This is a genomic window from Paenibacillus sp. FSL R5-0486 (assembly GCF_037975155.1).
Classification (GTDB): domain Bacteria; phylum Bacillota; class Bacilli; order Paenibacillales; family Paenibacillaceae; genus Paenibacillus; species Paenibacillus amylolyticus.
Map to the genome: position 1 here is coordinate 135,962 of NZ_CP150237.1, position 23,866 is coordinate 159,827.

The window sequence follows — 23,866 nt, forward strand, 5'->3', positions numbered from 1 at the left end:
TGGCAGGGGTTTTTATATGTTATATGTAAGCAAAGTCGGATTCACGTTCCTCTGGTTGCAATTTGGATAACCTTACGTTATACTATTTCTTACCGTGCTAGATGGGGAGGTAGCGGTGCCCTGTAACTCGCAATCCGCTATAGCGAGGTTGAATTCCTGCTAGAGGTTTTGCCGATGTGAGGTTTGGTCCCTAAACGTGGTGTTGACGGTTGGGTCCTCCGCAATGAGTACTCATGAACCTGGTCAGGTCCGGAAGGAAGCAGCCATAAGTGAGATCACTCTTGTGCCGGAGGGTTGCCTAGCCCGAGCTATTGTTCAGGGGTGCCACTTGGATCGCAAATATCGATAGCAGGTGCACGGCTTACCTTTTAAATGTAGAGACCTTTGCAGTTGTATGTATGCAGAGGTCTTTTTGATATGTCTTAATAAACCACGCATGAATGAGTCAGATAAAGTTTGGATTCACCCTAGAATATAGTATAATAGGGGAACGACAAAGGACTCGAATGCGAAGTGGAAGGAAGGTAACGCATCATGGAGCATATCGCGTTATACCGGGCTTGGCGTCCCCAGTCGTTTCAAGATATGGTGGGGCAACAGCATATTATTCAGACCTTGCAGAACGCGATTCGTGAACAGCGGACTTCCCATGCCTACTTATTTAGCGGGCCCAGAGGAACGGGAAAGACAAGTGCCGCCAAGATTTTGGCCAAAGCTGTGAACTGCGAACGTGGGCCTGCGCCTGAACCTTGTAACGAGTGTGAAGCTTGCCGCAGAATTACGACTGGCGCTGTGATGGATGTGCAGGAGATTGACGCTGCATCCAATCGGGGCGTTGAAGAAATCCGTGATCTTCGGGAAAAGGTTAAATATGCGCCAACCGAGGTCCGGCAGAAAGTCTATATTATTGATGAAGTGCACATGCTGACAACGGAGGCATTCAATGCTTTGCTCAAAACATTGGAAGAGCCACCACCACATGTGATGTTTATTTTGGCAACAACGGAACCGCACCGCCTTCCGGCTACCATTATATCGCGCTGTCAGCGATTTGATTTTCGCCGGGTATCCCTGGAAGAGCAGACAGCAAGACTTACACTGATCTGTGAACAGGAAGGCATGGAAGCTGACCAGGATGCGCTCCAATACATTGCCCGTTTATCGGACGGTGGAATGAGGGATGCACTTAGTGTGCTGGATCAGATCTCTTCATTTACGGATGGACGAGTAACGTACCAGCAGGTCATGGACATGACGGGTGGAATTGCTTCAGAGCAATTTGCCAAATTGGCTGCTTCGCTGCTCAAGGGTGATGTTGGTCATATTTTGCAGATGATTGAAGGTTTCATGCATGAAGGAAAGAGTGCAGACAAGTGCATGGAGAATTTACTGTATTATTTCCGTGATTTGCTTATGATTAAGATGGTACCTGATGCAGATAAACTGACGGACCGGGTACTTAATCCGGAGTCTTTCCGTGATATGGCGGAGTCATTCACCAAGGAACAACTGTTCCACATGATTGACACCCTTAATCGGTACCAGAGTGAAATGAAATATGCAGTACAACCACAGACATTATTTGAAGTTGCATTGCTTAAACTGTGTAGTATTCCAGCTCAAGGTGAGGCTTCTGTTCAGGTGGGATCTTCAGCTCATGCAGCACCTGCTGATGGGGGAGAGATCAACCGCTTGAAGCAGCAGCTTGCTGAGTTGGAGAAGAAGTTGGATCGTGCACTGAAAAGTGGTTTGTCTGGTGGAGAAGGTTCATCGAGTGCTCCATCTCGCCCGGCAACAAGAGCGCCGGTATCGAGAGGCAATTCGCCTGCGAAGCTTCCTGCACAGTTGGATCAGTATGTTGCACGCAAGGGAGCTCCTGAGTTCGCAGATATCAGCAAAAAATGGAGCCAGATCCTGCAACGAGTGAAGGAAGAGAGGGTTACCGTTCACGCCTGGTTTGTGGATGGTGAGCCGGTATCATTGCTTGAAGACAATGTGTTGGTTGCTTTTAAAAACAACATTCACCGTGAAACGACGGAGAAGCAGGCTAACCGTGAAGTCATTGAGCGGGTGTTGTCCGAACAACTTGGGCGTCCGGCACGATTGGTGACGATGATGCTCAAAGATTGGACCGGGGCAATGGAGGGAGCTTCTGAAGCGCCAAAGGAGGACTTTAAGCTTGAACCTGAGCATGAAGACGGCGGTTCAGGCAACAAACAGCCTTGGATTGATGAAGCGATCCAGCTCTTTGGTGAGGATCTTGTAGTGATCAAAGAATAATGCGCATAGCGCGATAACCATAACAAAGGAGATGAACAATTATGAACAACATGAACCAAATGATGAAACAAGTGAAGAAAATGCAGGAGCAAATGCTGAAAGCACAAGAGGAACTGGCGGACAAAACAGTCCAAGGTACTTCTGGTGGCGGTGTAGTGACGGCTGAAGTTAACGGACACAAGAAATTGCTTGCTATCACGATCAAACCTGAAGCGGTAGATCCGGAAGATGTTGAAATGTTGCAGGATCTCGTTATGACAGCTGTTAATGATGCAATGGCCAAAGCCGATGAGATTGCCAACAAGGATATGGGCAAGTTCACAGGCGGCATGAATATTCCGGGATTATTTTAATTAAAAAATTGATCCTGTCAAAGGAGACACAATCGATTGTATTATCCCGAACCAATAGCCAAGCTGATTGATGCCTTCACCCGGTTGCCGGGTGTGGGTCCCAAGACGGCAGCGCGTTTAGCTTTTCATGTGCTTAACATGAAGGAAGATGACGTTATCGATTTCGCCAAGGCGCTCGTAAGTGTAAAGCGTAATCTTCATTACTGTTCTGTATGTTGTAATATCACTGATACGGACCCATGTCGCATCTGTCAGGATAAGTCCAGGGATGTCTCTGTAATCTGTGTAGTTCAGGATTCGAAAGATCTGGTGGCCATGGAGCGCACCAAGGAATTCGATGGGTACTATCATGTGTTACAGGGCGCGATTTCACCTATGGAGGGAATTGGCCCAGACGATATTCGTTTGAAGGAACTCTTGGTTCGATTAAGTGATGAACGTATAAAAGAGATTATCTTGGCAACGAACCCCAACATTGAGGGTGAGGCTACAGCGATGTATATCTCCCGCTTGGTGCGTCCGTTTGAGATCAGTGTGACCCGGATTGCGCATGGATTGCCTGTAGGTGGCGATCTAGAGTATGCGGATGAAGTGACCCTTTCCAAAGCGTTGGAAGGGCGCAGGGAGATGCGTTAGTGTGATCAATTTGTATTACGCAACGGACTTCCTTGGAAACTTCGGATGCCAAATAAGTTTCGATATGCAAAGAGAGCCTTAGGGCTCTCTTTTTTTTGTGAAGAAAATGAATGCTCGAGTTCTAAGTTTGTCCTTTCCCTGATAAGTATGAGAATATGCTGTGCTGATCAGGAGGGGGAGAGATTATGTTTTTGTGGCGAAATACACGGAACTCGGTAGAGAAACACAACAGAATGTTGAAGGAACTTGAGGCGGATCAGATCTATGCAGATATTCAAATGGCTAAGCAGGAATGGGAACGGGCTATGAGACAGTTTGAAGATGCACAGGGGCAGGATGAGATTGATTATGCTATTTATGTATTGGAGGCAGCTGAGCGGAAGTACCAGATCCACTTGAGAAGAGCAAAGCGAGCCAGAGCTAATGATGATGTTACATCACAGCGAGGGGTTAGTATGTAGAGTCACGTTTACATTAAATACGGAGGTGTAACATATGAAGAGTGTCATACTGGGAAGTGTATTGGTTATATCATTACTGGGGCTTATCGTTATTTTATTCAGAAAGCGGATAGGGTTATCGTTTTTCACGTCATTTGGAATTCATCTGGTGCTGGCTGCAGTAGGGATATATATCGTGAATTATTCCGGCTGGATTACAGGAGCCTACATCCCGCTGAACCCTGCAACCATAGGGACTGTAACTGTTTTGGGATTGCCAGGTGTGGGGCTATTATTAGGGTTGAAAATTTCTTTGTTCGGATAGTTGACTCGCAGGATATTTATATGGTACATTATATCTCGTTGCTTTGCTTGCTTGATTAGATGCTTTAGATGAAATGAAGGAGTTCATTGCGAACTTCGAAAAAGAATTTCAAAAAAACACTTGACCAAAACAAACGAAGTATGATATATTATAAAAGTCGCCGCTGAGAGAAAATGGTGACGAAAAAACAAGTTTGATCTTTGAAAACTGAACAACGAGTGAGTAAACATTCTGCTTGCAGAATGAACGCGAAAGTTTGAGACAAGCCTTGGCTTGAATCGACTGGAGCACAAATGAGATTTTTAATCTCGTCAGATTCAAAATGAGCTTATCGCTCTTTTCAATACTTTATTGGAGAGTTTGATCCTGGCTCAGGACGAACGCTGGCGGCATGCCTAATACATGCAAGTCGAGCGGACTTGAAGAGAAGCTTGCTTCTCGGATAGTTAGCGGCGGACGGGTGAGTAACACGTAGGCAACCTGCCCTCAAGTTTGGGACAACTACCGGAAACGGTAGCTAATACCGAATAATTGTTTTCTTCGCCTGAAGGAAACTGGAAAGACGGAGCAATCTGTCACTTGGGGATGGGCCTGCGGCGCATTAGCTAGTTGGTGAGGTAACGGCTCACCAAGGCGACGATGCGTAGCCGACCTGAGAGGGTGATCGGCCACACTGGGACTGAGACACGGCCCAGACTCCTACGGGAGGCAGCAGTAGGGAATCTTCCGCAATGGGCGAAAGCCTGACGGAGCAATGCCGCGTGAGTGATGAAGGTTTTCGGATCGTAAAGCTCTGTTGCCAGGGAAGAACGCTTGGGAGAGTAACTGCTCTCAAGGTGACGGTACCTGAGAAGAAAGCCCCGGCTAACTACGTGCCAGCAGCCGCGGTAATACGTAGGGGGCAAGCGTTGTCCGGAATTATTGGGCGTAAAGCGCGCGCAGGCGGTCATTTAAGTCTGGTGTTTAATCCCGGGGCTCAACCCCGGATCGCACTGGAAACTGGGTGACTTGAGTGCAGAAGAGGAGAGTGGAATTCCACGTGTAGCGGTGAAATGCGTAGATATGTGGAGGAACACCAGTGGCGAAGGCGACTCTCTGGGCTGTAACTGACGCTGAGGCGCGAAAGCGTGGGGAGCAAACAGGATTAGATACCCTGGTAGTCCACGCCGTAAACGATGAGTGCTAGGTGTTAGGGGTTTCGATACCCTTGGTGCCGAAGTTAACACATTAAGCACTCCGCCTGGGGAGTACGGTCGCAAGACTGAAACTCAAAGGAATTGACGGGGACCCGCACAAGCAGTGGAGTATGTGGTTTAATTCGAAGCAACGCGAAGAACCTTACCAGGTCTTGACATCCCTCTGATCGATGCAGAGATGTATCTTTCCTTCGGGACAGAGGAGACAGGTGGTGCATGGTTGTCGTCAGCTCGTGTCGTGAGATGTTGGGTTAAGTCCCGCAACGAGCGCAACCCTTATATTTAGTTGCCAGCACTTCGGGTGGGCACTCTAGATAGACTGCCGGTGACAAACCGGAGGAAGGTGGGGATGACGTCAAATCATCATGCCCCTTATGACCTGGGCTACACACGTACTACAATGGCCGGTACAACGGGCTGCGAAATCGCGAGATGGAGCCAATCCCAACAAAGCCGGTCTCAGTTCGGATTGCAGGCTGCAACTCGCCTGCATGAAGTCGGAATTGCTAGTAATCGCGGATCAGCATGCCGCGGTGAATACGTTCCCGGGTCTTGTACACACCGCCCGTCACACCACGAGAGTTTATAACACCCGAAGTCGGTGGGGTAACCGCAAGGAGCCAGCCGCCGAAGGTGGGATAGATGATTGGGGTGAAGTCGTAACAAGGTAGCCGTATCGGAAGGTGCGGCTGGATCACCTCCTTTCTATGGAGAATCGTTTCCCGAGTGGAAACATTCAAATACAAAATCTAGCCAGGTCGGCTAGTTACTCACTCGTTGCTCAGTTTTGAGAGTTTAAACTCTCAAACGTTTGGTGGCGATAGCGAAGGGGTTCCACACGTTCCCATCCCGAACACGACCGTTAAGCCCTTCAGCGTCGATGGTACTTGGACCGCAGGGTCCTGGGAGAGTAGAACGCCGCCAAGCGTAACCCATTTTGGGTTCAAATAGTATATGTAATGTGGGCCCTTAGCTCAGTTGGTTAGAGCGCACCTCTGATAAGGGTGAGGCCGGTGGTTCGAGTCCACCAGGGCCCACCATCTATACCTTTAAAATTTATATGGGGCCATAGCTCAGCTGGGAGAGCGCCTGCCTTGCAAGCAGGAGGTCAGCGGTTCGATCCCGCTTGGCTCCACCAAAAATGTTTTACAAGTTTGTTCTTTGAAAACTAGATATCGAAACGAAACAAACGCGAATTAGAACATTCCTTTAAGCTGAACTTGTGTAAACAAGTCAAGTGTATAAAGGTAGTTAAATTGCTTTTGTGATGGTATCGGGTGAGAGCGACTTTTGGCTTTGCGCAAGCAAAACAAGGGAAGCGAGCGACCGAAACCGGAACAAAATGGTTAAGCTACTAAGAGCACACGGAGGATGCCTAGGCGCTAGGAGCCGATGAAGGACGTGGCGAACAACGAAACTGCCTCGGGGAGCTGTAAGCAAGCTTTGATCCGGGGGTGTCCGAATGGGGAAACCCAGCTGGGGTAATTTCCAGTTACTCATAACTGAATACATAGGTTATGCAGAGGCATACCAGGGGAACTGAAACATCTAAGTACCCTGAGGAAGAGAAAACAATAGTGATTCCGTCAGTAGCGGCGAGCGAACGCGGAGAAGCCCAAACCAGAGAGCTTGCTCTTTGGGGTTGTGGGACGTCTCACATGGAGTTACAAAGGAACCGGTTAAGCGAAGAGGTCTGGAAAGGCCCGCCAAAGAAGGTAAAAGCCCTGTAGTTGAAAGTCTGTTCCCTCCGAGACGGATCCCGAGTAGTGCGGGGCACGTGAAACCCCGTATGAATCCGGCAGGACCATCTGCCAAGGCTAAATACTTCCTAGCGACCGATAGTGAAGCAGTACCGTGAGGGAAAGGTGAAAAGCACCCCGGAAGGGGAGTGAAATAGAACCTGAAACCGTGTGCTTACAAAAAGTCAGAGCCCGTTTTAGGGGTGATGGCGTGCCTTTTGTAGAATGAACCGGCGAGTTACGTTCCCGTGCAAGGTTAAGGTGAAGAGCCGGAGCCGCAGCGAAAGCGAGTCTGAATAGGGCGACTGAGTACGTGGACGTAGACCCGAAACCGGGTGATCTACCCCTGTCCAGGGTGAAGGTGCGGTAACACGCACTGGAGGCCCGAACCCACGCATGTTGAAAAATGCGGGGATGAGGTGGGGGTAGCGGAGAAATTCCAATCGAACTCGGAGATAGCTGGTTCTCCCCGAAATAGCTTTAGGGCTAGCCTCGGAAAACAGAGTCGTGGAGGTAGAGCACTGATTGGGTGCGGGGCCCGCAAGGGTTACCAAGCTCAGTCAAACTCCGAATGCCATAGACTTACTTCCGGGAGTCAGACAGTGAGTGCTAAGATCCATTGTCAAAAGGGAAACAGCCCAGACCATCAGCTAAGGTCCCCAAGTGTGTGTTAAGTGGGAAAGGATGTGGAGTTGCACAGACAACCAGGATGTTGGCTTAGAAGCAGCCATCATTGAAAGAGTGCGTAATAGCTCACTGGTCGAGTGACTCTGCGCCGAAAATGTAACGGGGCTAAACACACCACCGAAGCTATGGCTTGATGCTTTGCATCAGGGGTAGGGGAGCGTTGTATAAGGGTTGAAGGTGTACCGTAAGGAGCGCTGGACATTATACAAGTGAGAATGCCGGTATGAGTAACGAAAAGATCAGTGAGAATCTGATCCGCCGAAAGCCTAAGGGTTCCTGAGGAAGGCTCGTCCGCTCAGGGTAAGTCGGGACCTAAGGCGAGGCCGAAAGGCGTAGTCGAAGGACAACAGGTCGAAATTCCTGTACCACCGTAAGCCGTTATGAGCAATGGGGGGACGCAGTAGGGTAGTGACGCGGACTGATGGATGTCCGTCTAAGCAGTAAGGCTGATGTGTAGGCAAATCCGCACATCATTAAGGCTGAGCTGTGATGGGGAGCGAAAATTATAGTAGCGAAGGTCATGATCTCACACTGCCAAGAAAAGCCTCTAGCCAGGTGATGGTGCCCGTACCGCAAACCGACACAGGTAGGCGAGAAGAGTATTCTAAGGCGCGCGGAAGAACTCTCGTTAAGGAACTCGGCAAAATGACCCCGTAACTTCGGGAGAAGGGGTGCCCCGGTAGTGTGAATAGCACGAGGGGGCCGCAGTGAAAAGGCCCAAGCGACTGTTTAGCAAAAACACAGGTCTGTGCGAAGCCGTAAGGCGAAGTATACGGGCTGACGCCTGCCCGGTGCTGGAAGGTTAAGGGGAGTGGTTAGGAGCAATCCGAAGCTGTGAACCGAAGCCCCAGTAAACGGCGGCCGTAACTATAACGGTCCTAAGGTAGCGAAATTCCTTGTCAGGTAAATTCTGACCCGCACGAATGGCGTAACGACTTGGGCGCTGTCTCAACGAGAGATCCGGTGAAATTTTAATACCTGTGAAGATGCAGGTTACCCGCGACAAGACGGAAAGACCCCATGGAGCTTTACTGCAGCTTGATATTGAATTTGGGTACGATCTGTACAGGATAGGTGGGAGCCTTTGAAGCATGAGCGCCAGCTTGTGTGGAGGCAACGTTGGGATACCACCCTGATCGTATCTAGGTTCTAACCTGGTACCGTAATCCGGTGCGGGGACAGTGTCAGGTGGGCAGTTTGACTGGGGCGGTCGCCTCCTAAAGAGTAACGGAGGCGCCCAAAGGTTCCCTCAGAATGGTTGGAAATCATTCGAAGAGTGCAAAGGCATAAGGGAGCTTGACTGCGAGACCTACAAGTCGAGCAGGGACGAAAGTCGGGCTTAGTGATCCGGTGGTACCGCATGGAAGGGCCATCGCTCAACGGATAAAAGCTACCCTGGGGATAACAGGCTTATCTCCCCCAAGAGTCCACATCGACGGGGAGGTTTGGCACCTCGATGTCGGCTCATCGCATCCTGGGGCTGAAGTAGGTCCCAAGGGTTGGGCTGTTCGCCCATTAAAGCGGTACGCGAGCTGGGTTCAGAACGTCGTGAGACAGTTCGGTCCCTATCTGTCGTGGGCGTAGGAAATTTGAGAGGAGCTGTCCTTAGTACGAGAGGACCGGGATGGACGTACCGCTGGTGTACCAGTTGTTCCGCCAGGAGCACCGCTGGGTAGCTATGTACGGACGGGATAAACGCTGAAAGCATCTAAGCGTGAAGCCCCCCTCAAGATGAGATTTCCCAGTATGTAAGACCCCTTGAAGACGACGAGGTAGATAGGCTGGGGGTGGAAGTGCAGCAATGCATGGAGCTGACCAGTACTAATCGGTCGAGGGCTTATCCAATAGCAAGTTGTAATTCGCATGTTTCGTTTCGAATCTAGTTTTCAGGGAGCAATCCTTGAATGATGTTGATGATTGTTATTTGGAGAGATACCCAAGTGGCTATAAGGGGACCCTCTGCTAAGGGGTTAGACTGCGTAAGCGGTGCGAGGGTTCGAATCCCTCTCTCTCCGCCATCTTTACCTAAAGATGGACAAGCAATCAAGACACAATTAATATGGCGGTGTAGCTCAGCTGGCTAGAGCGTACGGTTCATACCCGTAAGGTCGGGGGTTCGATCCCCTCCGCCGCTACCATATTACCCAGGAGGCTTAGCTCAGCTGGGAGAGCATCTGCCTTACAAGCAGAGGGTCGGGGGTTCGATCCCCTCAGCCTCCACCATATACGCCGGTGTAGCTCAACTGGTAGAGCAACTGACTTGTAATCAGTAGGTTGGGGGTTCAAGTCCTCTCGCCGGCACCATTAATGCCTGGAACCGTGGTGTAGTTGGCCTAACATGCCTGCCTGTCACGCAGGAGATCGCGGGTTCGAATCCCGTCGGTTCCGCCATTAATCCTAAAAATTAAATATGGCTCGGTAGCTCAGTCGGTAGAGCAGAGGACTGAAAATCCTCGTGTCGGCGGTTCGATTCCGTCCCGAGCCACCTTTAATCCCTGGAGGATTAGCGAAGTGGCCAAACGCATCAGACTGTAAATCTGCTCCCGTACGGGTTCGGTGGTTCGAATCCATCATCCTCCACCAGTTTTATGAGTCATTAGCTCAGTTGGTAGAGCACCTGACTTTTAATCAGGGTGTCGAAGGTTCGAGCCCTTCATGACTCATCTTTAAGAAAAGAGTGATTAATCATTAATTTGATTAGTTGCTCTTTTTTTGTTATGTAATTTTAGCTCAATATGGATATTTATTAATGCTGGGCAAGATATGATAAACTATAGAAAACATGCAGAGTGGTGACGTTCATTATATGAAGCTCATACCTGATTTAAAACAGCAAATTGAAGTCATTATAGGCACAAATTTGGACGAATATGAAATTACAATAGAAGAATGGATGCAATCTGTTGCCAATCTAGTTGGTAATCATGAAAATTTAGAGACCTTTGGTGATGAAGGTGAGCATCAGGAGTTATCTGATCAATCTGCATCTCCAATTTCATCCGATGTAATCAGTTTGAATACGGGAAAGCGTATATTTTTTAAGGTTCGGATGAATGAGCAAGAAGAGACTGTCGTGTGTTGGGGATGCCCTGCAAAATCAATTACCGTAGAAACACGACAATTGATTGAGCTTTTGGTCCGCACTAACACGGCTCTACCCGATGAGGTACAGCCTGTTGTATATGAGAATGATAGGGAGCAGTATTTGACTGAATTGGGTCTCTGGCTTAAAGAGCAGATCGAAGAACCAACCAAGCAGGAATCTGAAGCGGTTCCTGATCGCTTTGTGGTGCCCGCAGGATTAAATGCTGAGAAGATTCTGTTCTTGCTGCAAGGCGATACACCGGATGCACATCGTTTACGGTCCAAGGAACTCAACAAGTTGCTTGAGAGTTACTTTGGCGAGGAGATAGTCTTGATTCCTTTGGGGGAGCAAGAGTGGATTTTCATGGGTGATAAGGAAATTGTTACAGAAGAAGCCGAGGAAGATACAACGGAAGCCAAAAAGGATTCCCTGAACGCCTTTTGTCTGGGGTTACATGAATTGGTTGCCAGTGAGTGGGCTGGGGTGTTCCATCTGTCTGCATCTCTGCCATGCATTCCTGCGCAACAACTTGTATCGGTCACAACTCTTCTTAGAGAGAGTGTTCACTTAGGGAGAGCATTCCATGTTACGCAGCATATTCATCTCCCATGGGATCTTCACCTGGAGAGGTTGGTAGCGAGCATTCCAGATGATCAACGTATACGTTTTATAAAGGAAACTGGCAAAGACACGGTAATCTTCAATGACAGTGAGACACTTGCTACGCTGGAGACCTTTTTTAGCCTGGACTGTAATGTCAGCGAGACAGCGAAACGACTTTTCATTCATCGTAATACGTTGGTATACCGTCTGGACAAGATCAAACAGGAGATTGGCTATGATGTGAGGCACTTCGAAAGTGCCGTTCTAGTGCAGTTTTTACTACTAATGTACAAAGTGACGAAAAAGCATTGATATTTTTGTGCAGTTTGCGAATAGTCAAACCTCACGTAGATAGGGTATTATAAAAATACAAATTGTATTCGATTACAAAATGATCTCTGAGGAGGCAACAATCATGGCTGGAGTACGTTTAGAGCATATTTTCAAAAAATACCCGGGTTCTGATAAAGCAACTGTAGTTGACATTAACCTGGACATTAAAGATAAAGAATTTCTGGTACTGGTAGGTCCGTCCGGTTGTGGTAAGTCAACAACACTTCGTATGATCGCAGGCCTTGAGGAAATTTCTGAAGGTAAACTCTATATCGGTGACCGTGTCGTTAATGATGTTGCACCTAAAGACCGCGATATCGCGATGGTATTCCAATCCTATGCCTTGTATCCACATATGAGCGTATATCAAAACATGGCGTTTGGTTTGAAATTGCGTAAGGTTAAAAAAGATGAGATCGACAAACGTGTACGTGAAGCAGCTAAAATCCTGGATATCGAACATTTGCTTGAGCGTAAACCTAAGGCATTGTCCGGTGGTCAACGTCAACGTGTCGCTTTGGGACGTGCGATTGTCCGTGATCCACAAGTGTTCTTGATGGATGAGCCTCTCTCCAACTTGGATGCCAAACTGCGTGGTCAAATGCGTGCTGAGATCACTAAACTTGCGAAACGTTTGGAAACAACTGTTATCTACGTAACGCATGACCAGATCGAAGCTATGACGATGGGTGATCGGATCGTTGTTATGAAGGATGGTATCATCCAACAAGCAGCTTCTCCGGAAGAGTTGTATAACCTGCCGGCTAACCTGTTCGTAGCTGGTTTCATCGGTTCCCCGACAATGAACTTTATCTCGGGTAAACTCGCTGAGCAAGGTACTAGCATGCATTTCATAGCTCCTGGTGTGGATGTTGAAATCCCGCAAGGTAAAGCACAAGTGTTGAAATCTAGAGGATACATTGGTAAAGAAGTGATTCTGGGTGTTCGTCCAGAAGACATTCACGAAGAGCCAGTATTCCTGGAAGCATCCCCGAACTCTGTATTCTCTACACACGTCGATGTTACAGAGAACCTGGGTCACGAAATGCTCCTCTACTTGAGCGGTGTTGGTAATGATACAACGATCGCACGTGTAGACGGACGTTCTAACACTCGTGATGGTTCCACAGTTAAAATGGCCATCGACATGAACAAAGTTCATATCTTTGACAAAGAGACTGAAGTGAACGTACTTCTTCAAGACAAATAATACTGGGATTCCTCGGTGACGATGGAACCTGACAGTTAACGCAATTATACATTGTAATGAGAGCCCCTTCCGTTATTGCTGGAAGGGGCTTTTTTAAGATTAATGAATTTATAAGTTTCGGCAGAGTTGAAGGATTAATAATCGTAAGAAAAACACCCCTTAAACTACGAATGTAGTATCCTAGAAGGTGCTTCGATCAGAAGACTTTTCTTACTAATGGTTGTCGGAGGCTGCGATTGCATTCATCCCGGAATTCATTTAAGATTATTTGAAGGTCTGTCTTCATTTATTTGAGAGAATCGACTGTTGGAAGGGTATGCATTCTGTACCCCATGTTGTGAATGCGCTAATAATGGAAATAACTGATACACGATCTGATGTACATAGAGGGACAGCTAATGCTGAAAGGAAGAGACAAATGGCGAAAAAAGTGAAAGTATCTGAACTGGTGCAGCAATTTCAGCTGGAGGTTGTTTCTGGATCTCACGGATTGAAAAGAGTCATTACGGTAGATGACCTGAACCGTCCTGGTCTGGAAATGGCCGGTTATTTTGAATACCATCCACAAGAACGGGTACAGCTGCTTGGAAGAACGGAGTTAGCTTTCTTTGCAATGTTACCTGAGCAAGAGCGGCGCGATCGTATGCAACGTCTTTGTACGGAAGAGACGCCTTGTATCGTTGTCACGCGTGGACTGGAAGTTCCGCAAGAGCTGATTGATATCAGTGAAGAGCAGAATCTGGCTGTACTTCGCAGCAATATGGCTACTACGATCCTATCCAGCCGGATCACAGGATTTCTGGAAAAGAAATTGGCACCAACAGCAACCATTCACGGTGTACTTTGTGATGTCTATGGCGTAGGTATGCTGATCACAGGTAGCAGCGGTATTGGTAAGAGTGAAACAGCGCTTGAACTGGTGAAACGTGGACACCGACTGATTGCCGATGATGCGGTAGAGATCCGCCAAACGTCAGATTTTCAGCTGCACGGTACTGCACCTGAATTGATCCGCCACTTGCTCGAGATTCGAGGTGTCGGTATTATCAACGTCATGACATTATTCGGGGCTGGTGCGGTTCGGAATAACAAACGGATTACTTTGGTTGTACGTCTGGAAGCATGGCAGCAGGATAAACAATATGATCGTCTGGGTCTGGATGAAGAGACTACACGTATCATTGATACGGATGTACCTCTCGTTACGATTCCTGTTCGTCCGGGACGGAACTTGGCGGTTATTATTGAAGTGGCAGGTATGAACTATCGCCTGAAACAGATGGGTCTGAATGCTGCGCTGCAATTCACGAACAAGCTGACAGCAACCATCTCGGAAGATATGGAAGACATGGATTAAGAAATATTTTATACAAGGAAATGAAGATAGATGGTTGACATGTACTGCTTCTCTTAAGGCGCAGTGTATGCCAACCATTCGTCATGCGTGCGATTGATTGAATAAATAGGAGTGTGAATGAATGGATACATTATTACTGTTGAACCCGATTGCGTTCTCTATTGGAGCGTTAAAGGTTCACTGGTACGGGCTTATTCTTGGTGCCGCGGCACTTATAGGACTCCTGCTCGTGATCCGGGAGGGCAAACGATACAATATTCCACAGGAAGTGTTCATGGACATGGTCTTGCTGGGCGTGCCTTCTGCCATCATTGGTGCCCGCATCTACTACGTCGCATTTAAATGGGAAGATTATAAAGATAATTTCTGGGATGTCTTTAAAATATGGAATGGCGGTATCGCCATCTATGGTGCCCTTATTGGTGCAATCATCTGTGCAGTTATTTTCTTCCGTCGTAAAGGATATAACTTCTGGCGTATGGCCGATATCTGTGCGCCTGGACTGCTCGTTGGACAGTTGATCGGACGCTGGGGGAACTTTGTAAATCAGGAAGCCTACGGCGGACCTGTAGAAGAATCATTTTTGAGAGACAAGCTTCATCTGCCGGACTTTATTGTGAATCAAATGAACGTAGAAGGCGTATTCCACCACCCTGCGTTTTTGTATGAATCGATGTGGAGTCTCGTTGGTCTGGTCTTACTCTTGGTTCTGCGTCGTCAGAAGTTTCTGCGTTCAGGTGAACTGTTCATGTCTTATTTCATCTGGTACTCTATCGGTCGCTTCTTTATTGAAGCTTTGCGTACGGACAGTCTGGGCTTCCAGGCTCCGCAGTGGGTTGCTTCATTAGTGAACGGGCTGTGGTCTCCAATGACTGCAATGGGCTTTGAACAAGGATATCTTGATCCTGCTTACGGTAACGTAAGAATCTCGCAACTGCTCGCGATTGGCATCATTATTGTTGCTGTTGTATTCATTGTGGTGAGAAGAGTGACAGGTAAAGCAGATGTTCGTTATAGTGATCCGATTGTATCGTCCAAAGTTACCTCAGATGATATGGAGCATACGGGAACAGTTGCTGGCAAAGAGAATAAGGTAACACCTCCAGCCAAAGATGAATCCAAGCAAGTTGATGATAAAAAGGAGTAATGCAACATGATTGACACGGTATTGTTTGATCTGGATGGAACGATTATTGATACCAATGAGTTGATTATCAGCTCATTCCAGCATGTCATGGGGGGATGGAAGCATTCAGCTCCATGGACTCGGGAACAGATCATTCCACATATGGGTGGCACACTGGAGCAGCAAATGCGCACTTTCTCTGGCCAGGAGGAAGTCTCCGAGTACGTGAAAGGTTACCGTGCTTATAATGATATCCATCATGAAGCGATGGTTAGACCTTTTCCACATGTTATTGAGGTAGTAGAGGCGCTGCATCAGGCGGGCATTGTTATGGGTGTGGTCACAACCAAAATTCGTCCATCTACATTAAAGGTGCTAGAACGTTTTGACCTATTGAAGTATATGAAGACGATTGTAACAGTAACTGACGTAACGAATCCGAAGCCGCACGCTGAACCTGTACTGAAAGCGATGACGGAACTAGGTGCAGATCCTGCCAAAACGTTAATGGTGGGTGACAGTCCAGTGGATATCCAATCGGCACAGAATGCGGGCGCACTCTCGGCGGGGGTTGCATGGTCCCTTAAAGGGGAAACAATCCTGAACGGATATGGACCCGATCATATGTTGCATGACATGAGAGACTTGTTGAAACTCATCCGTATTGACACGGGACGTTCATGAGAAAAGTAACCCGCTATCCGGTAGAGGACCAGAATGCACTTTGGCATATCTACAAGACAGTGAGTCCGTGGAAGGGCGTTCGTAATTTTATCTGGATCCAGTTGTCACGTTACTGTCCGATCCTATCGGTGAAGAATTGGATTTACCGCCGAATGCTCGGTATGAAGGTGGGAAAACACACGGCCTTTGGCCTGATGGTGATGGTGGATGTGTTTTTTCCGGAGAAAATAACGGTCGGCGAAAACTCGGTCATCGGTTACAACACAACGATTCTCGCTCATGAGTATCTCATTAAGGAGTACAGACTCGGTGAGGTGATTATCGGGGAAAATGTACTGATAGGTGCCAATACAACGATTCTGCCCGGGGTAACTATAGGAGACGGAGCTGTTGTAGCTGCTGGAGCAGTCGTACATAAGGATGTTGCACCAGGAGCTTTTGTTGGAGGTAATCCACTGCGTGATTTATCCCGCGCGGCAGCTTCTACGGAAGAAACTGTCTTTAACACGGATGATTCTTCTCAGGGTAGTGTGCATTGAGTCAATAAAGTAATGAATGAAGATGAATCAATGAAGATGATTCGAAGTAAAAAGCTGCTGACGGCAGCTTTTTTCGTATATAAATACCGATTGGCGAGCGTTACGGTGTGTATATAAAACGATATGTCGATCCAAGGGCAATCAAGCTTTGGTATTGTTGACGGTAGTGCGGATTTCATGTTATCATATCCCATATCCTTTAGTTTGTTAGCACTTTACCATGTGAAAGTATTCTTGGAGAAATGAAGCATGATAAGGATTGAACTAAACCAATAGTTGAAGGCTTATGCGATAATACTGTGATTCAGGTTTATAAGATAGAATGGGGATTTACACTACATAAATCCTGTTGAAATAGAACGAGTGCAACTCTTAAATTACTGACTCGGGGTGAATATTACCAATGTCCAAACCAAAAGGTTTTGAAAAACCGACCGGATTCCGCGATTATACACCACATGTAGTATCCAAGCTGCGGACGATTGAACGCAATGTACTGGAATGTATGGAACGCTGGGGTTACCGTCAGATCATCACACCAACGATTGAATATTACGACACGGTAGGTGTGGCAAGCTCTACATCAGATCGCAAATTGTTTAAATTATTGAACAGCCGTGGAACCACGCTGGTGCTGAGATCGGATTTAACAGCTCCAATTGCACGCGTCGTTTCATCCATGCTCAAAGATGAGCAGTTGCCGCTGCGTCTGTCCTATCATGCGAACGTATTCCGTTCTATTGAAGAGGAAGCTGGACGTGAAGCTGAATTTTTCCAGACGGGCGTGGAGCTGGTTGGAGACGACTCACCTGAGGCGGATGCAGAAGTTGTTGCGCTTGCGATTGCCTCTTTGCAGGCAGCAGGAGTGTCTTCTTTTAAAATAGCGATGGGTCATATGGGATTCCTGAACGGATTACTGGAGGAAGTGATTCCAGGCCAGACCGCTGAGCAGGAGCAATTGAAGGAAGGGCTGCTCGGACGTGATTATGTCGGCTATCGCCAGTCGATTGAAGCATTGAATCTGGAGCCGAAGTTGAAAGAACAGCTTGAAGCGATCCTTCGTCTGCGTGGTGGCAAGGAAGTATGCACACATGCGGTAGAGCTAAGTTCAAGTGCTGAAGCAGCACAGTCGATTGCACATCTGTGTGCCGTATTCGAAGTGTTGGAAGCGTACGGTGTATCCGAGCATGTGCTGATTGATCTGACGATGATCGGTGATTTCTCCTATTATACGGGCATGACCTTTGAAGGGTATGCAGCCGAACTGGGATCTCCGGTATGTAGCGGTGGACGGTATGATAATCTGTTACAACAGTTTGGTCGTTCATTGCCAGCTACAGGATTTGCACTGAAAACGAACCGTATTATTGATGGTGTTCATGGCATTACGATTGAAGAGAAAAAAACGATACTTATCCAATATACCCCGAAACGTCGGGCTGAGGCACTAACAGAAGCGGCAAGATTACGCAGTATGGGACAAAATGTAGTGACACTCCTTCTTCCTGAAGATGGGGCTGGGGCAAGTGCCGTATCGGTTGAAGCAAGAACCGCTCAGGCTGAGCAGGTTATTACTTACGGATCTGAAGAAGGAGGACGCTGAGATGTCGGATATTCTGAAGGTGGCCATGCCGAAGGGCCGAATCTACAAAAAAGCCTCCAAATTGTTTCGTGAAGCGGGGCTGGATATTCCAGAAGACGTAGACGATACACGCAGATTGGTCATTGAAGTACCGGAAGCGGGAATGGAATTCATTATGGCTAAGCCAGTAGATGTTCCAACATATGTGGAGTACGGTGTTGCCGATATCGGAATTGTTGGTAAAGACGTGCTGCTGGAGGAAGATCGGGATGTGTACGAACTGTTGAATCTGGGAATCGCTCAGTGCCGTATGTCTGTGATCGGACTTCCAGACTGGAAGCCAGGCATCCAGCAACGTGTCGCAACGAAGTATCCAAGGATTGCTTCGCAGTATTTCCGGGAGCAGGGACAGCAGGTCGAGGTGATCAAGCTGAATGGTTCCATTGAGCTGGCACCCCTGATTGGTCTGGCAGACCGGATTGTCGATCTGGTGGAGACTGGTCAGACGCTGCGAGAGAACGGACTGGTGGAGATGACGGGCATTCTGGATATCACGAGCCGTCTTATCGCCAATCGGGTAAGTTATCGGATGAAAAATGCACGAATTCAGGCTTTGTGTGATGCACTTCAGCAGGTCATTCCGGCATCGAATGAGATTTCGGCGGGAAGCTTTCGGGGATAAACTACTGCGTTGGAAACATAGATGAGAAACATACAAAGCAGAAGCAGAAGCAAAAGTAAGAGTAAGAGACAAAATAAAGAAGCAAATCGACCACAAGAAGGCAGGTATTACAGAGGATGAGGAGGTTGTACGTATGAAAATTGTACCTGCACGGGAGTTTGATCTGAAGCGGGAAGTGGAGTATGGCACGCCGGAGCAAAATGAAACGGTACGGCGTATTGTCAGCGACATTCGCCGTGAGGGTGATGCGGCACTGCTGCGTTACACAGAGCAGCTGGACCGCACGAAGCTGACGGCCGCAGAATTGCGCGTGCCGCAGGAAGAGCTGCAGGCGGCTTATGCAGCCGTGGAGCCATCCTTTGTGACGGCGATTCGGCAAGCCGCCGCCAACATTCGTGCGTTTCATGAGAAACAGAAACGCAACTCGTGGATGGATTGGCAGCCGGACGGCAGCCTGCTTGGCCAGGTCATCCGACCGCTGAAGCGGGTCGGCGTCTATGTACCTGGCGGCAAAGCAGCGTATCCATCGTCTGTGCTGATGAATGTGATTCCGGCACAGGTGGCAGGCGTGCCGGAGATTGTTCTTGTGACGCCGCCGTCAACGAACGGTGGCGAAGGTATTAACCCGTACATCCTCGTTGCTGCTGCGGAAGCAGGCGTGAGCGAGATGTACCGGGTTGGCGGCGCTCAAGCTATCGCCGCCCTGGCTTACGGCACGGAGAGTATTGCACCGGTCGACAAGATCTGTGGACCGGGCAATATTTACGTGGCGCTCGCGAAGCGCGAGGTGTACGGTGCGGTCGATATCGACAGTATCGCCGGGCCGAGTGAGATTGTGGTGCTCGCCGATGATACGGCGAATCCAGTGTACGTCGCCGCCGACCTGTTGTCGCAGGCGGAACATGACGAGATGGCATCGGCCATTCTCGTCACGAATTCGGCCGTGCTGGCGGAAGCCGTGCAGGGCGAAGTGCAGCGGCAGCTTGAAGTGCTGCCGCGGCGTGATATCGCTGCTGCTTCCGTGGAGCAGTATGGCGCTATTATTGTGGTTGATTCCATCGATGAGGGAATTGACGTGGTGAACCGGCTCGCACCGGAGCATCTGGAGATCATGGTGCAGGAGCCGATGGCTTACGCTGGCCGGATCGAAAATGCCGGTGCGATCTTCCTCGGCCCATACAGCTCGGAGCCGGTAGGGGATTACTTTGCCGGACCGAATCATATTATTCCAACCAATGGAACCGCGCGATTCAGTTCACCGGTGGATGTGGATGATTTTATCAAGAAATCGAGTCTGATCTATTATAGTAAAGAAGCGCTGCTGCAGAACGGAGCGGCTATTATAGAGTTGGCCCGCCATGAGGGTCTTGAAGGGCATGCCCGTGCAATTGCTGTACGGTTAGAACAGGAAGGAAAGGCGGAATCGGACAATGGATAAGCAAAATAATGGTGTGGAACTTGAAAACAAAGGTGCAGTGCGCCAAGCAGAGGTTGACCGCAAAACAAACGAGACCAATATCCAATTGGCCTTTAATGTAGATGGAACAGGACAATCCACGATTGAAACGGATGTACCTTTCCTGAATCATATGCTGGATCTGTTCACAAAGCACGGACAATTCGACCTGAACGTGCAGGCCCGCGGAGATATTGATATCGACGATCATCACACGGTTGAAGACATCGGAATCTGTCTGGGACAGACGTTGCGAGAAGCGTTGGGGGACAAACGTGGTATTAAGCGCTACGCCAGTGTTTTTGTACCGATGGACGAGGCACTCGCTCAGGTTATTATTGATGTGAGTAACCGACCTCACTTTGAATACCGTGCTGAATACCCTTCCCAACAGGTAGGCAGTTTCTCCACGGAGCTGGTACATGAATTCCTGTGGAAATTGGCGCTGGAAGCTCGGATTACGTTACATGTCATTGTGCACTATGGTCAGAACACCCACCACATGATTGAAGCGATCTTTAAGGCATTGGGACGTGCTCTGGATGAAGCAACAATGATTGATCCACGTGTAACGGGTGTGCCTTCCACGAAGGGAGTGCTGTAGACGATGGCGATTGCAATTGTCGATTACGGTATGGGTAACCTGCACAGCGTCGGCAAAGCGGTCGAACGTCTTGGCTACGAAGCGCTGGTCACAGGTGACCGGGAAGAGATTCTTGGTGCAGATGGTGTTATTCTGCCAGGCGTAGGTGCTTTTGGTGATGCGATGGTTCATCTGCGGGAGAGTGGACTGGATACGGTGGTGAAAGAAGCCGCTGCCGGGTCCAAGCCACTGCTCGGGATCTGTCTGGGGATGCAGTTGTTGTTCAGCTCAAGTGAAGAGCATGGCGAACATGAGGGACTGGATATTTTGCCAGGTAAAGTGGTGCGTTTCGCCCCAGGAGAACTGAAGGTTCCTCATATGGGATGGAACCGTTTGGAATTCCTGCACGCGGAAAACCCGCTATTTGCGGGGCTTGAGGCAGGTCACGTCTATTTTGTCCATTCCTATCATGCGCTTACTGAAAACAGGGAGGATCTGCTGGCGGTAACGGATTACGGACATCCGGTGACAGCCATTGTAGGCAGAGGATCCAACTTCGGTATGCAATTCCACCCGGAGAAAAGTGGAGAGCTTGGTATGAAGTTGCTCGGCAACTTTTTGGCTCTGACAGGAGCACCTATACAAAGGTAAAGCATCATCTCTTCTTAACTATAGAAAGCGTACAAATCTAATTCATATTCAGGAGGCCTTGTATGTCATCTTTTATCCTATATCCGGCGATTGATATCCGGGACGGCAAATGTGTAAGACTGGTGCAGGGAGATTATAATCAGGAGACCGTGTATAACGATGACCCGGTTCAAGTAGCTCTATCCTGGGAGAAGCAAGGCGGTACATACGTTCATCTGGTCGATCTGGATGGTGCCAAAGCGGGTCATCCTGTTAACGATGAGCTGATCGGGCGGATTGCCTCGGCTGTGAATGTACCTGTTCAGGTGGGTGGCGGACTTCGTACGGTAGCTGATGTAGAGCGTTTGCTGGGTCTGGGTGTTAGCCGACTAATCATTGGAACAGCAGCAATTGAGGATCGTGCTTTTACAGAGGAAGTATTGGGACGTTACGGCGACAAAGTGGCAATTGGTATTGACGCTCGTAATGGTTACGTAGCAACCCGCGGATGGCTTGAAACATCGGAAGTACAGGCAGAGGTACTCGCGAAGGAATTGGCGGCGTATGGGGCAGAAACGTTTATCTTTACGGATATTTCCCGAGATGGCATGATGCAGGGTCCTAATGTGGAAGCGATTGTGTCTCTAGCCAAGGCAAGCGGACGGACGGTTATTGCTTCTGGCGGTGTAAGTGTAATGGATGATTTGCTTCGTCTGAGTCGCCACGCGGATGATGGTGTTGGTGGAGCAATTGTGGGTAAAGCACTGTATACGGGAAGCATCGATCTGTCTGAAGCAGTACGTGCGGTCAATAAGTAAGGGATATTCGGATAGAGAGGAAGAGGTAGCATGCTGGCAAAAAGAATCATCCCCTGTCTGGACGTGAAGGACGGCCGGGTCGTCAAAGGCGTCAACTTCGTTAATCTCCGCGATGCGGGTGATCCGGTAGAGCTGGCGGCACTATATGACCGCGAGGGCGCGGACGAATTGGTGTTTCTCGATATCTCCGCTTCGGTAGAAGGTCGCGAAACGATGGAAGAAGTCGTACGGCAGACGGCGGGCGAGATCGCTATTCCCTTTACGGTAGGTGGTGGCATCTCCAAGGTGGAGGACATGAAGCGGATTCTCCGTGCAGGTGCGGATAAAATTGCAGTGAATACAGCCGCGGTACTTAATCCGCAGTTGATCGCAGATGGTGCACGTCGCTTTGGCTCGCAGTGCATCGTGGTAGCGATTGATGCCAAGTTTAACGAAGCTTGGGGCGAGTGGGAAGTCTATACCCATGGTGGACGGAAACCCTCCGGGATCAAGGCGTTGGAATGGGTTAAACAGGCTGAGAGCTTGGGCGCGGGAGAGATTCTGCTCACAAGTATGGACGCGGACGGAACAAAAGACGGCTTTGATCTGAAGCTGACGGCAGCAGTATCCGAATCTGTGCGTATTCCAGTCATCGCATCGGGCGGTGCGGGCAAAGAATCTCATTTCTATGATGTATTTACCACAGGCAAAGCGGACGCAGGGCTGGCCGCAACGATTTTCCATTACAAAGAAATCGCCGTACCGGCGTTAAAACAACATTTGAGAGAACAAGGGGTGGAGATCCGTGACTAAAGTGAGCGATGAAATCAAGGAACAGTTGTCCTTGGAACAGGTTGTGGAACACATTCGTTGGAGTGACGGTTTGGTTCCTGCCATTGTGCAGGATGTAGATACTCGTGAAGTTTTAATGATGGCTTATATGAATCGCGAATCCCTGAAGTTGTCGCTGGAATCCGGTGAGACCTGGTTCTGGTCACGCTCGCGTCAGGAGTTGTGGCATAAAGGGGCAACATCTGGCAACGTGCAGACGATTACTTCCCTAAAATATGATTGTGACGGCGATACCTTGTTGGTTGAGGTGAAACCGAACGGTCCGGCTTGCCATACAGGGGCGGTAACTTGTTTCCATAATGAAATCATTGGTTTGCCAGAGAAATCGGCAGACAAGGCTTCGGATGAAGCGGGTGCGGCATCTGCTTCTGCAAGTTCCGGTTCCGAAAGTCGCTTTGAGGTATTGGCTGAACTGGAATCCGTTATTGCAGAGCGTGAACGTGAGCGTCCTGAGGGTGCATATACAACGTATCTGTTTGATAAAGGTGTAGACAAAATACTGAAAAAAATCGGTGAAGAAGCGTCCGAGACAATCATCGCCGCCAAAAATAAAGATAATGACGAGCTTCGTCTGGAAGTCAGTGACCTGATGTATCACCTGCTGGTCCTGTTACAAGAGCGCAAGCTACCACTGGACGACATTATGTCAGAGCTGAGCCGCCGTCATGAACGGCCTCGCCGCGATTAGGAG

Annotated in this window: 19 protein-coding genes, 10 tRNA genes, 3 rRNA genes and 1 other RNA gene; all 33 read left to right on the top strand. The window is 48.7% G+C overall.

Annotation, left to right across the window (positions count from 1 at the left end; genetic code table 11):
* The first annotated feature begins 92 nt into the window (after nucleotides 1-92).
* The 33 genes from ffs to hisIE all read left to right on the top strand — a co-directional run bounded on the left by ffs (nucleotide 93) and on the right by hisIE (nucleotide 23,863).
* Nucleotides 93-360, top strand: an RNA gene (ffs, locus tag MKY01_RS00635) — signal recognition particle sRNA large type.
* 174 nt (nucleotides 361-534) lie between these two features.
* Nucleotides 535-2,280, top strand: a complete 1,746-nt coding sequence (dnaX, locus tag MKY01_RS00640) for a DNA polymerase III subunit gamma/tau (RefSeq protein ID WP_339284982.1) — start codon at nucleotides 535-537, stop codon at nucleotides 2,278-2,280.
* Between the two features lie 41 nt (nucleotides 2,281-2,321).
* Nucleotides 2,322-2,633 carry a YbaB/EbfC family nucleoid-associated protein gene (locus tag MKY01_RS00645; RefSeq protein WP_036607248.1) on the top strand — a complete coding sequence of 104 codons (312 nt, stop codon included), beginning with the start codon at nucleotides 2,322-2,324 and terminating at the stop codon, nucleotides 2,631-2,633.
* A gap of 36 nt (nucleotides 2,634-2,669) precedes the next feature.
* Entirely contained in the window at nucleotides 2,670-3,269 is a 600-nt protein-coding gene (recR, locus tag MKY01_RS00650; RefSeq protein WP_036607246.1) for a recombination mediator RecR, read from the top strand.
* A gap of 185 nt (nucleotides 3,270-3,454) precedes the next feature.
* Nucleotides 3,455-3,730: a DUF2508 family protein gene (locus MKY01_RS00655; protein ID WP_036607244.1), complete on the top strand. Its 276-nt coding sequence runs from the start codon at nucleotides 3,455-3,457 to the stop codon at nucleotides 3,728-3,730.
* A 34-nt stretch (nucleotides 3,731-3,764) separates the two neighbouring features.
* Nucleotides 3,765-4,034, top strand: coding sequence for a pro-sigmaK processing inhibitor BofA family protein (locus tag MKY01_RS00660; protein ID WP_339284984.1), 270 nt, complete (start codon nucleotides 3,765-3,767; stop codon nucleotides 4,032-4,034).
* A 348-nt stretch (nucleotides 4,035-4,382) separates the two neighbouring features.
* Nucleotides 4,383-5,935 (top strand): 16S ribosomal RNA (locus MKY01_RS00665).
* A 105-nt stretch (nucleotides 5,936-6,040) separates the two neighbouring features.
* Nucleotides 6,041-6,157 (top strand): 5S ribosomal RNA (gene rrf / locus MKY01_RS00670).
* 36 nt (nucleotides 6,158-6,193) lie between these two features.
* Nucleotides 6,194-6,270, top strand: a tRNA-Ile gene (locus tag MKY01_RS00675).
* Nucleotides 6,271-6,292: 22 nt separating this feature from the next.
* Nucleotides 6,293-6,368 (top strand) — tRNA-Ala (locus tag MKY01_RS00680).
* A gap of 206 nt (nucleotides 6,369-6,574) precedes the next feature.
* A 23S ribosomal RNA gene (locus MKY01_RS00685) occupies nucleotides 6,575-9,501 on the top strand.
* Together the 16S, 23S and 5S rRNA genes with 10 tRNA genes alongside form the textbook arrangement of a ribosomal RNA operon.
* A gap of 81 nt (nucleotides 9,502-9,582) precedes the next feature.
* A tRNA-Ser gene (locus tag MKY01_RS00690) sits at nucleotides 9,583-9,674 on the top strand.
* Between the two features lie 43 nt (nucleotides 9,675-9,717).
* Nucleotides 9,718-9,794 (top strand) — tRNA-Met (locus MKY01_RS00695).
* Between the two features lie 9 nt (nucleotides 9,795-9,803).
* Nucleotides 9,804-9,879 (top strand) — tRNA-Val (locus MKY01_RS00700).
* Nucleotides 9,880-9,884: 5 nt separating this feature from the next.
* Nucleotides 9,885-9,960, top strand: a tRNA-Thr gene (locus tag MKY01_RS00705).
* A 9-nt stretch (nucleotides 9,961-9,969) separates the two neighbouring features.
* A tRNA-Asp gene (locus tag MKY01_RS00710) sits at nucleotides 9,970-10,047 on the top strand.
* A gap of 21 nt (nucleotides 10,048-10,068) precedes the next feature.
* Nucleotides 10,069-10,141, top strand: a tRNA-Phe gene (locus tag MKY01_RS00715).
* Nucleotides 10,142-10,153: 12 nt separating this feature from the next.
* Nucleotides 10,154-10,239: transfer RNA gene (locus MKY01_RS00720), tRNA-Tyr, on the top strand.
* Between the two features lie 7 nt (nucleotides 10,240-10,246).
* Nucleotides 10,247-10,319 (top strand) — tRNA-Lys (locus MKY01_RS00725).
* A 143-nt stretch (nucleotides 10,320-10,462) separates the two neighbouring features.
* The gene (locus tag MKY01_RS00730; protein ID WP_339284986.1) at nucleotides 10,463-11,656 is read left to right on the top strand and encodes a helix-turn-helix domain-containing protein; all 1,194 of its coding nucleotides are present in this window, start codon (nucleotides 10,463-10,465) and stop codon (nucleotides 11,654-11,656) included.
* 103 nt (nucleotides 11,657-11,759) lie between these two features.
* Entirely contained in the window at nucleotides 11,760-12,887 is a 1,128-nt protein-coding gene (gene ugpC, locus MKY01_RS00735) for a sn-glycerol-3-phosphate ABC transporter ATP-binding protein UgpC (RefSeq protein ID WP_017691279.1), read from the top strand.
* Between the two features lie 418 nt (nucleotides 12,888-13,305).
* Nucleotides 13,306-14,244: an HPr(Ser) kinase/phosphatase gene (hprK, locus tag MKY01_RS00740; protein ID WP_017691278.1), complete on the top strand. Its 939-nt coding sequence runs from the start codon at nucleotides 13,306-13,308 to the stop codon at nucleotides 14,242-14,244.
* A 121-nt stretch (nucleotides 14,245-14,365) separates the two neighbouring features.
* The gene (lgt, locus tag MKY01_RS00745; RefSeq protein WP_076320055.1) at nucleotides 14,366-15,391 is read left to right on the top strand and encodes a prolipoprotein diacylglyceryl transferase; all 1,026 of its coding nucleotides are present in this window, start codon (nucleotides 14,366-14,368) and stop codon (nucleotides 15,389-15,391) included.
* Between the two features lie 6 nt (nucleotides 15,392-15,397).
* Entirely contained in the window at nucleotides 15,398-16,054 is a 657-nt protein-coding gene (gene ppaX / locus MKY01_RS00750; RefSeq protein ID WP_339284987.1) for a pyrophosphatase PpaX, read from the top strand.
* Nucleotides 16,051-16,593, top strand: coding sequence for a DapH/DapD/GlmU-related protein (locus MKY01_RS00755; protein WP_036616162.1), 543 nt, complete (start codon nucleotides 16,051-16,053; stop codon nucleotides 16,591-16,593). The genes ppaX and MKY01_RS00755 overlap by 4 nt, the downstream gene beginning before the upstream one ends.
* A 403-nt stretch (nucleotides 16,594-16,996) precedes the next feature.
* Complete coding sequence (locus MKY01_RS00760; protein ID WP_036674773.1) at nucleotides 16,997-18,196, top strand: ATP phosphoribosyltransferase regulatory subunit; 1,200 nt, start codon at nucleotides 16,997-16,999, stop codon at nucleotides 18,194-18,196.
* Nucleotide 18,197: 1 nt separating this feature from the next.
* The gene (gene hisG, locus MKY01_RS00765; protein ID WP_036674770.1) at nucleotides 18,198-18,857 is read left to right on the top strand and encodes an ATP phosphoribosyltransferase; all 660 of its coding nucleotides are present in this window, start codon (nucleotides 18,198-18,200) and stop codon (nucleotides 18,855-18,857) included.
* 133 nt (nucleotides 18,858-18,990) lie between these two features.
* Nucleotides 18,991-20,295, top strand: a complete 1,305-nt coding sequence (hisD, locus tag MKY01_RS00770) for a histidinol dehydrogenase (protein WP_339284989.1) — start codon at nucleotides 18,991-18,993, stop codon at nucleotides 20,293-20,295.
* Nucleotides 20,288-20,917 (top strand): imidazoleglycerol-phosphate dehydratase HisB, encoded by a 630-nt coding sequence (gene hisB, locus MKY01_RS00775; protein WP_036674766.1) that lies wholly within the window; start codon nucleotides 20,288-20,290, stop codon nucleotides 20,915-20,917. The genes hisD and hisB overlap by 8 nt, the downstream gene beginning before the upstream one ends.
* A 3-nt stretch (nucleotides 20,918-20,920) precedes the next feature.
* Nucleotides 20,921-21,547: an imidazole glycerol phosphate synthase subunit HisH gene (gene hisH / locus MKY01_RS00780; protein WP_282319738.1), complete on the top strand. Its 627-nt coding sequence runs from the start codon at nucleotides 20,921-20,923 to the stop codon at nucleotides 21,545-21,547.
* 62 nt (nucleotides 21,548-21,609) lie between these two features.
* Entirely contained in the window at nucleotides 21,610-22,344 is a 735-nt protein-coding gene (hisA, locus tag MKY01_RS00785) for a 1-(5-phosphoribosyl)-5-[(5-phosphoribosylamino)methylideneamino]imidazole-4-carboxamide isomerase (protein ID WP_047841450.1), read from the top strand.
* Between the two features lie 30 nt (nucleotides 22,345-22,374).
* A complete protein-coding gene (gene hisF, locus MKY01_RS00790; protein ID WP_338589869.1) occupies nucleotides 22,375-23,136 on the top strand; it encodes an imidazole glycerol phosphate synthase subunit HisF in 762 nt (253 codons plus the stop codon).
* A 1-nt stretch (nucleotide 23,137) separates the two neighbouring features.
* Nucleotides 23,138-23,863 (top strand): bifunctional phosphoribosyl-AMP cyclohydrolase/phosphoribosyl-ATP diphosphatase HisIE, encoded by a 726-nt coding sequence (hisIE, locus tag MKY01_RS00795; protein ID WP_076216873.1) that lies wholly within the window; start codon nucleotides 23,138-23,140, stop codon nucleotides 23,861-23,863.
* Nucleotides 23,864-23,866 lie beyond the last annotated feature (3 nt).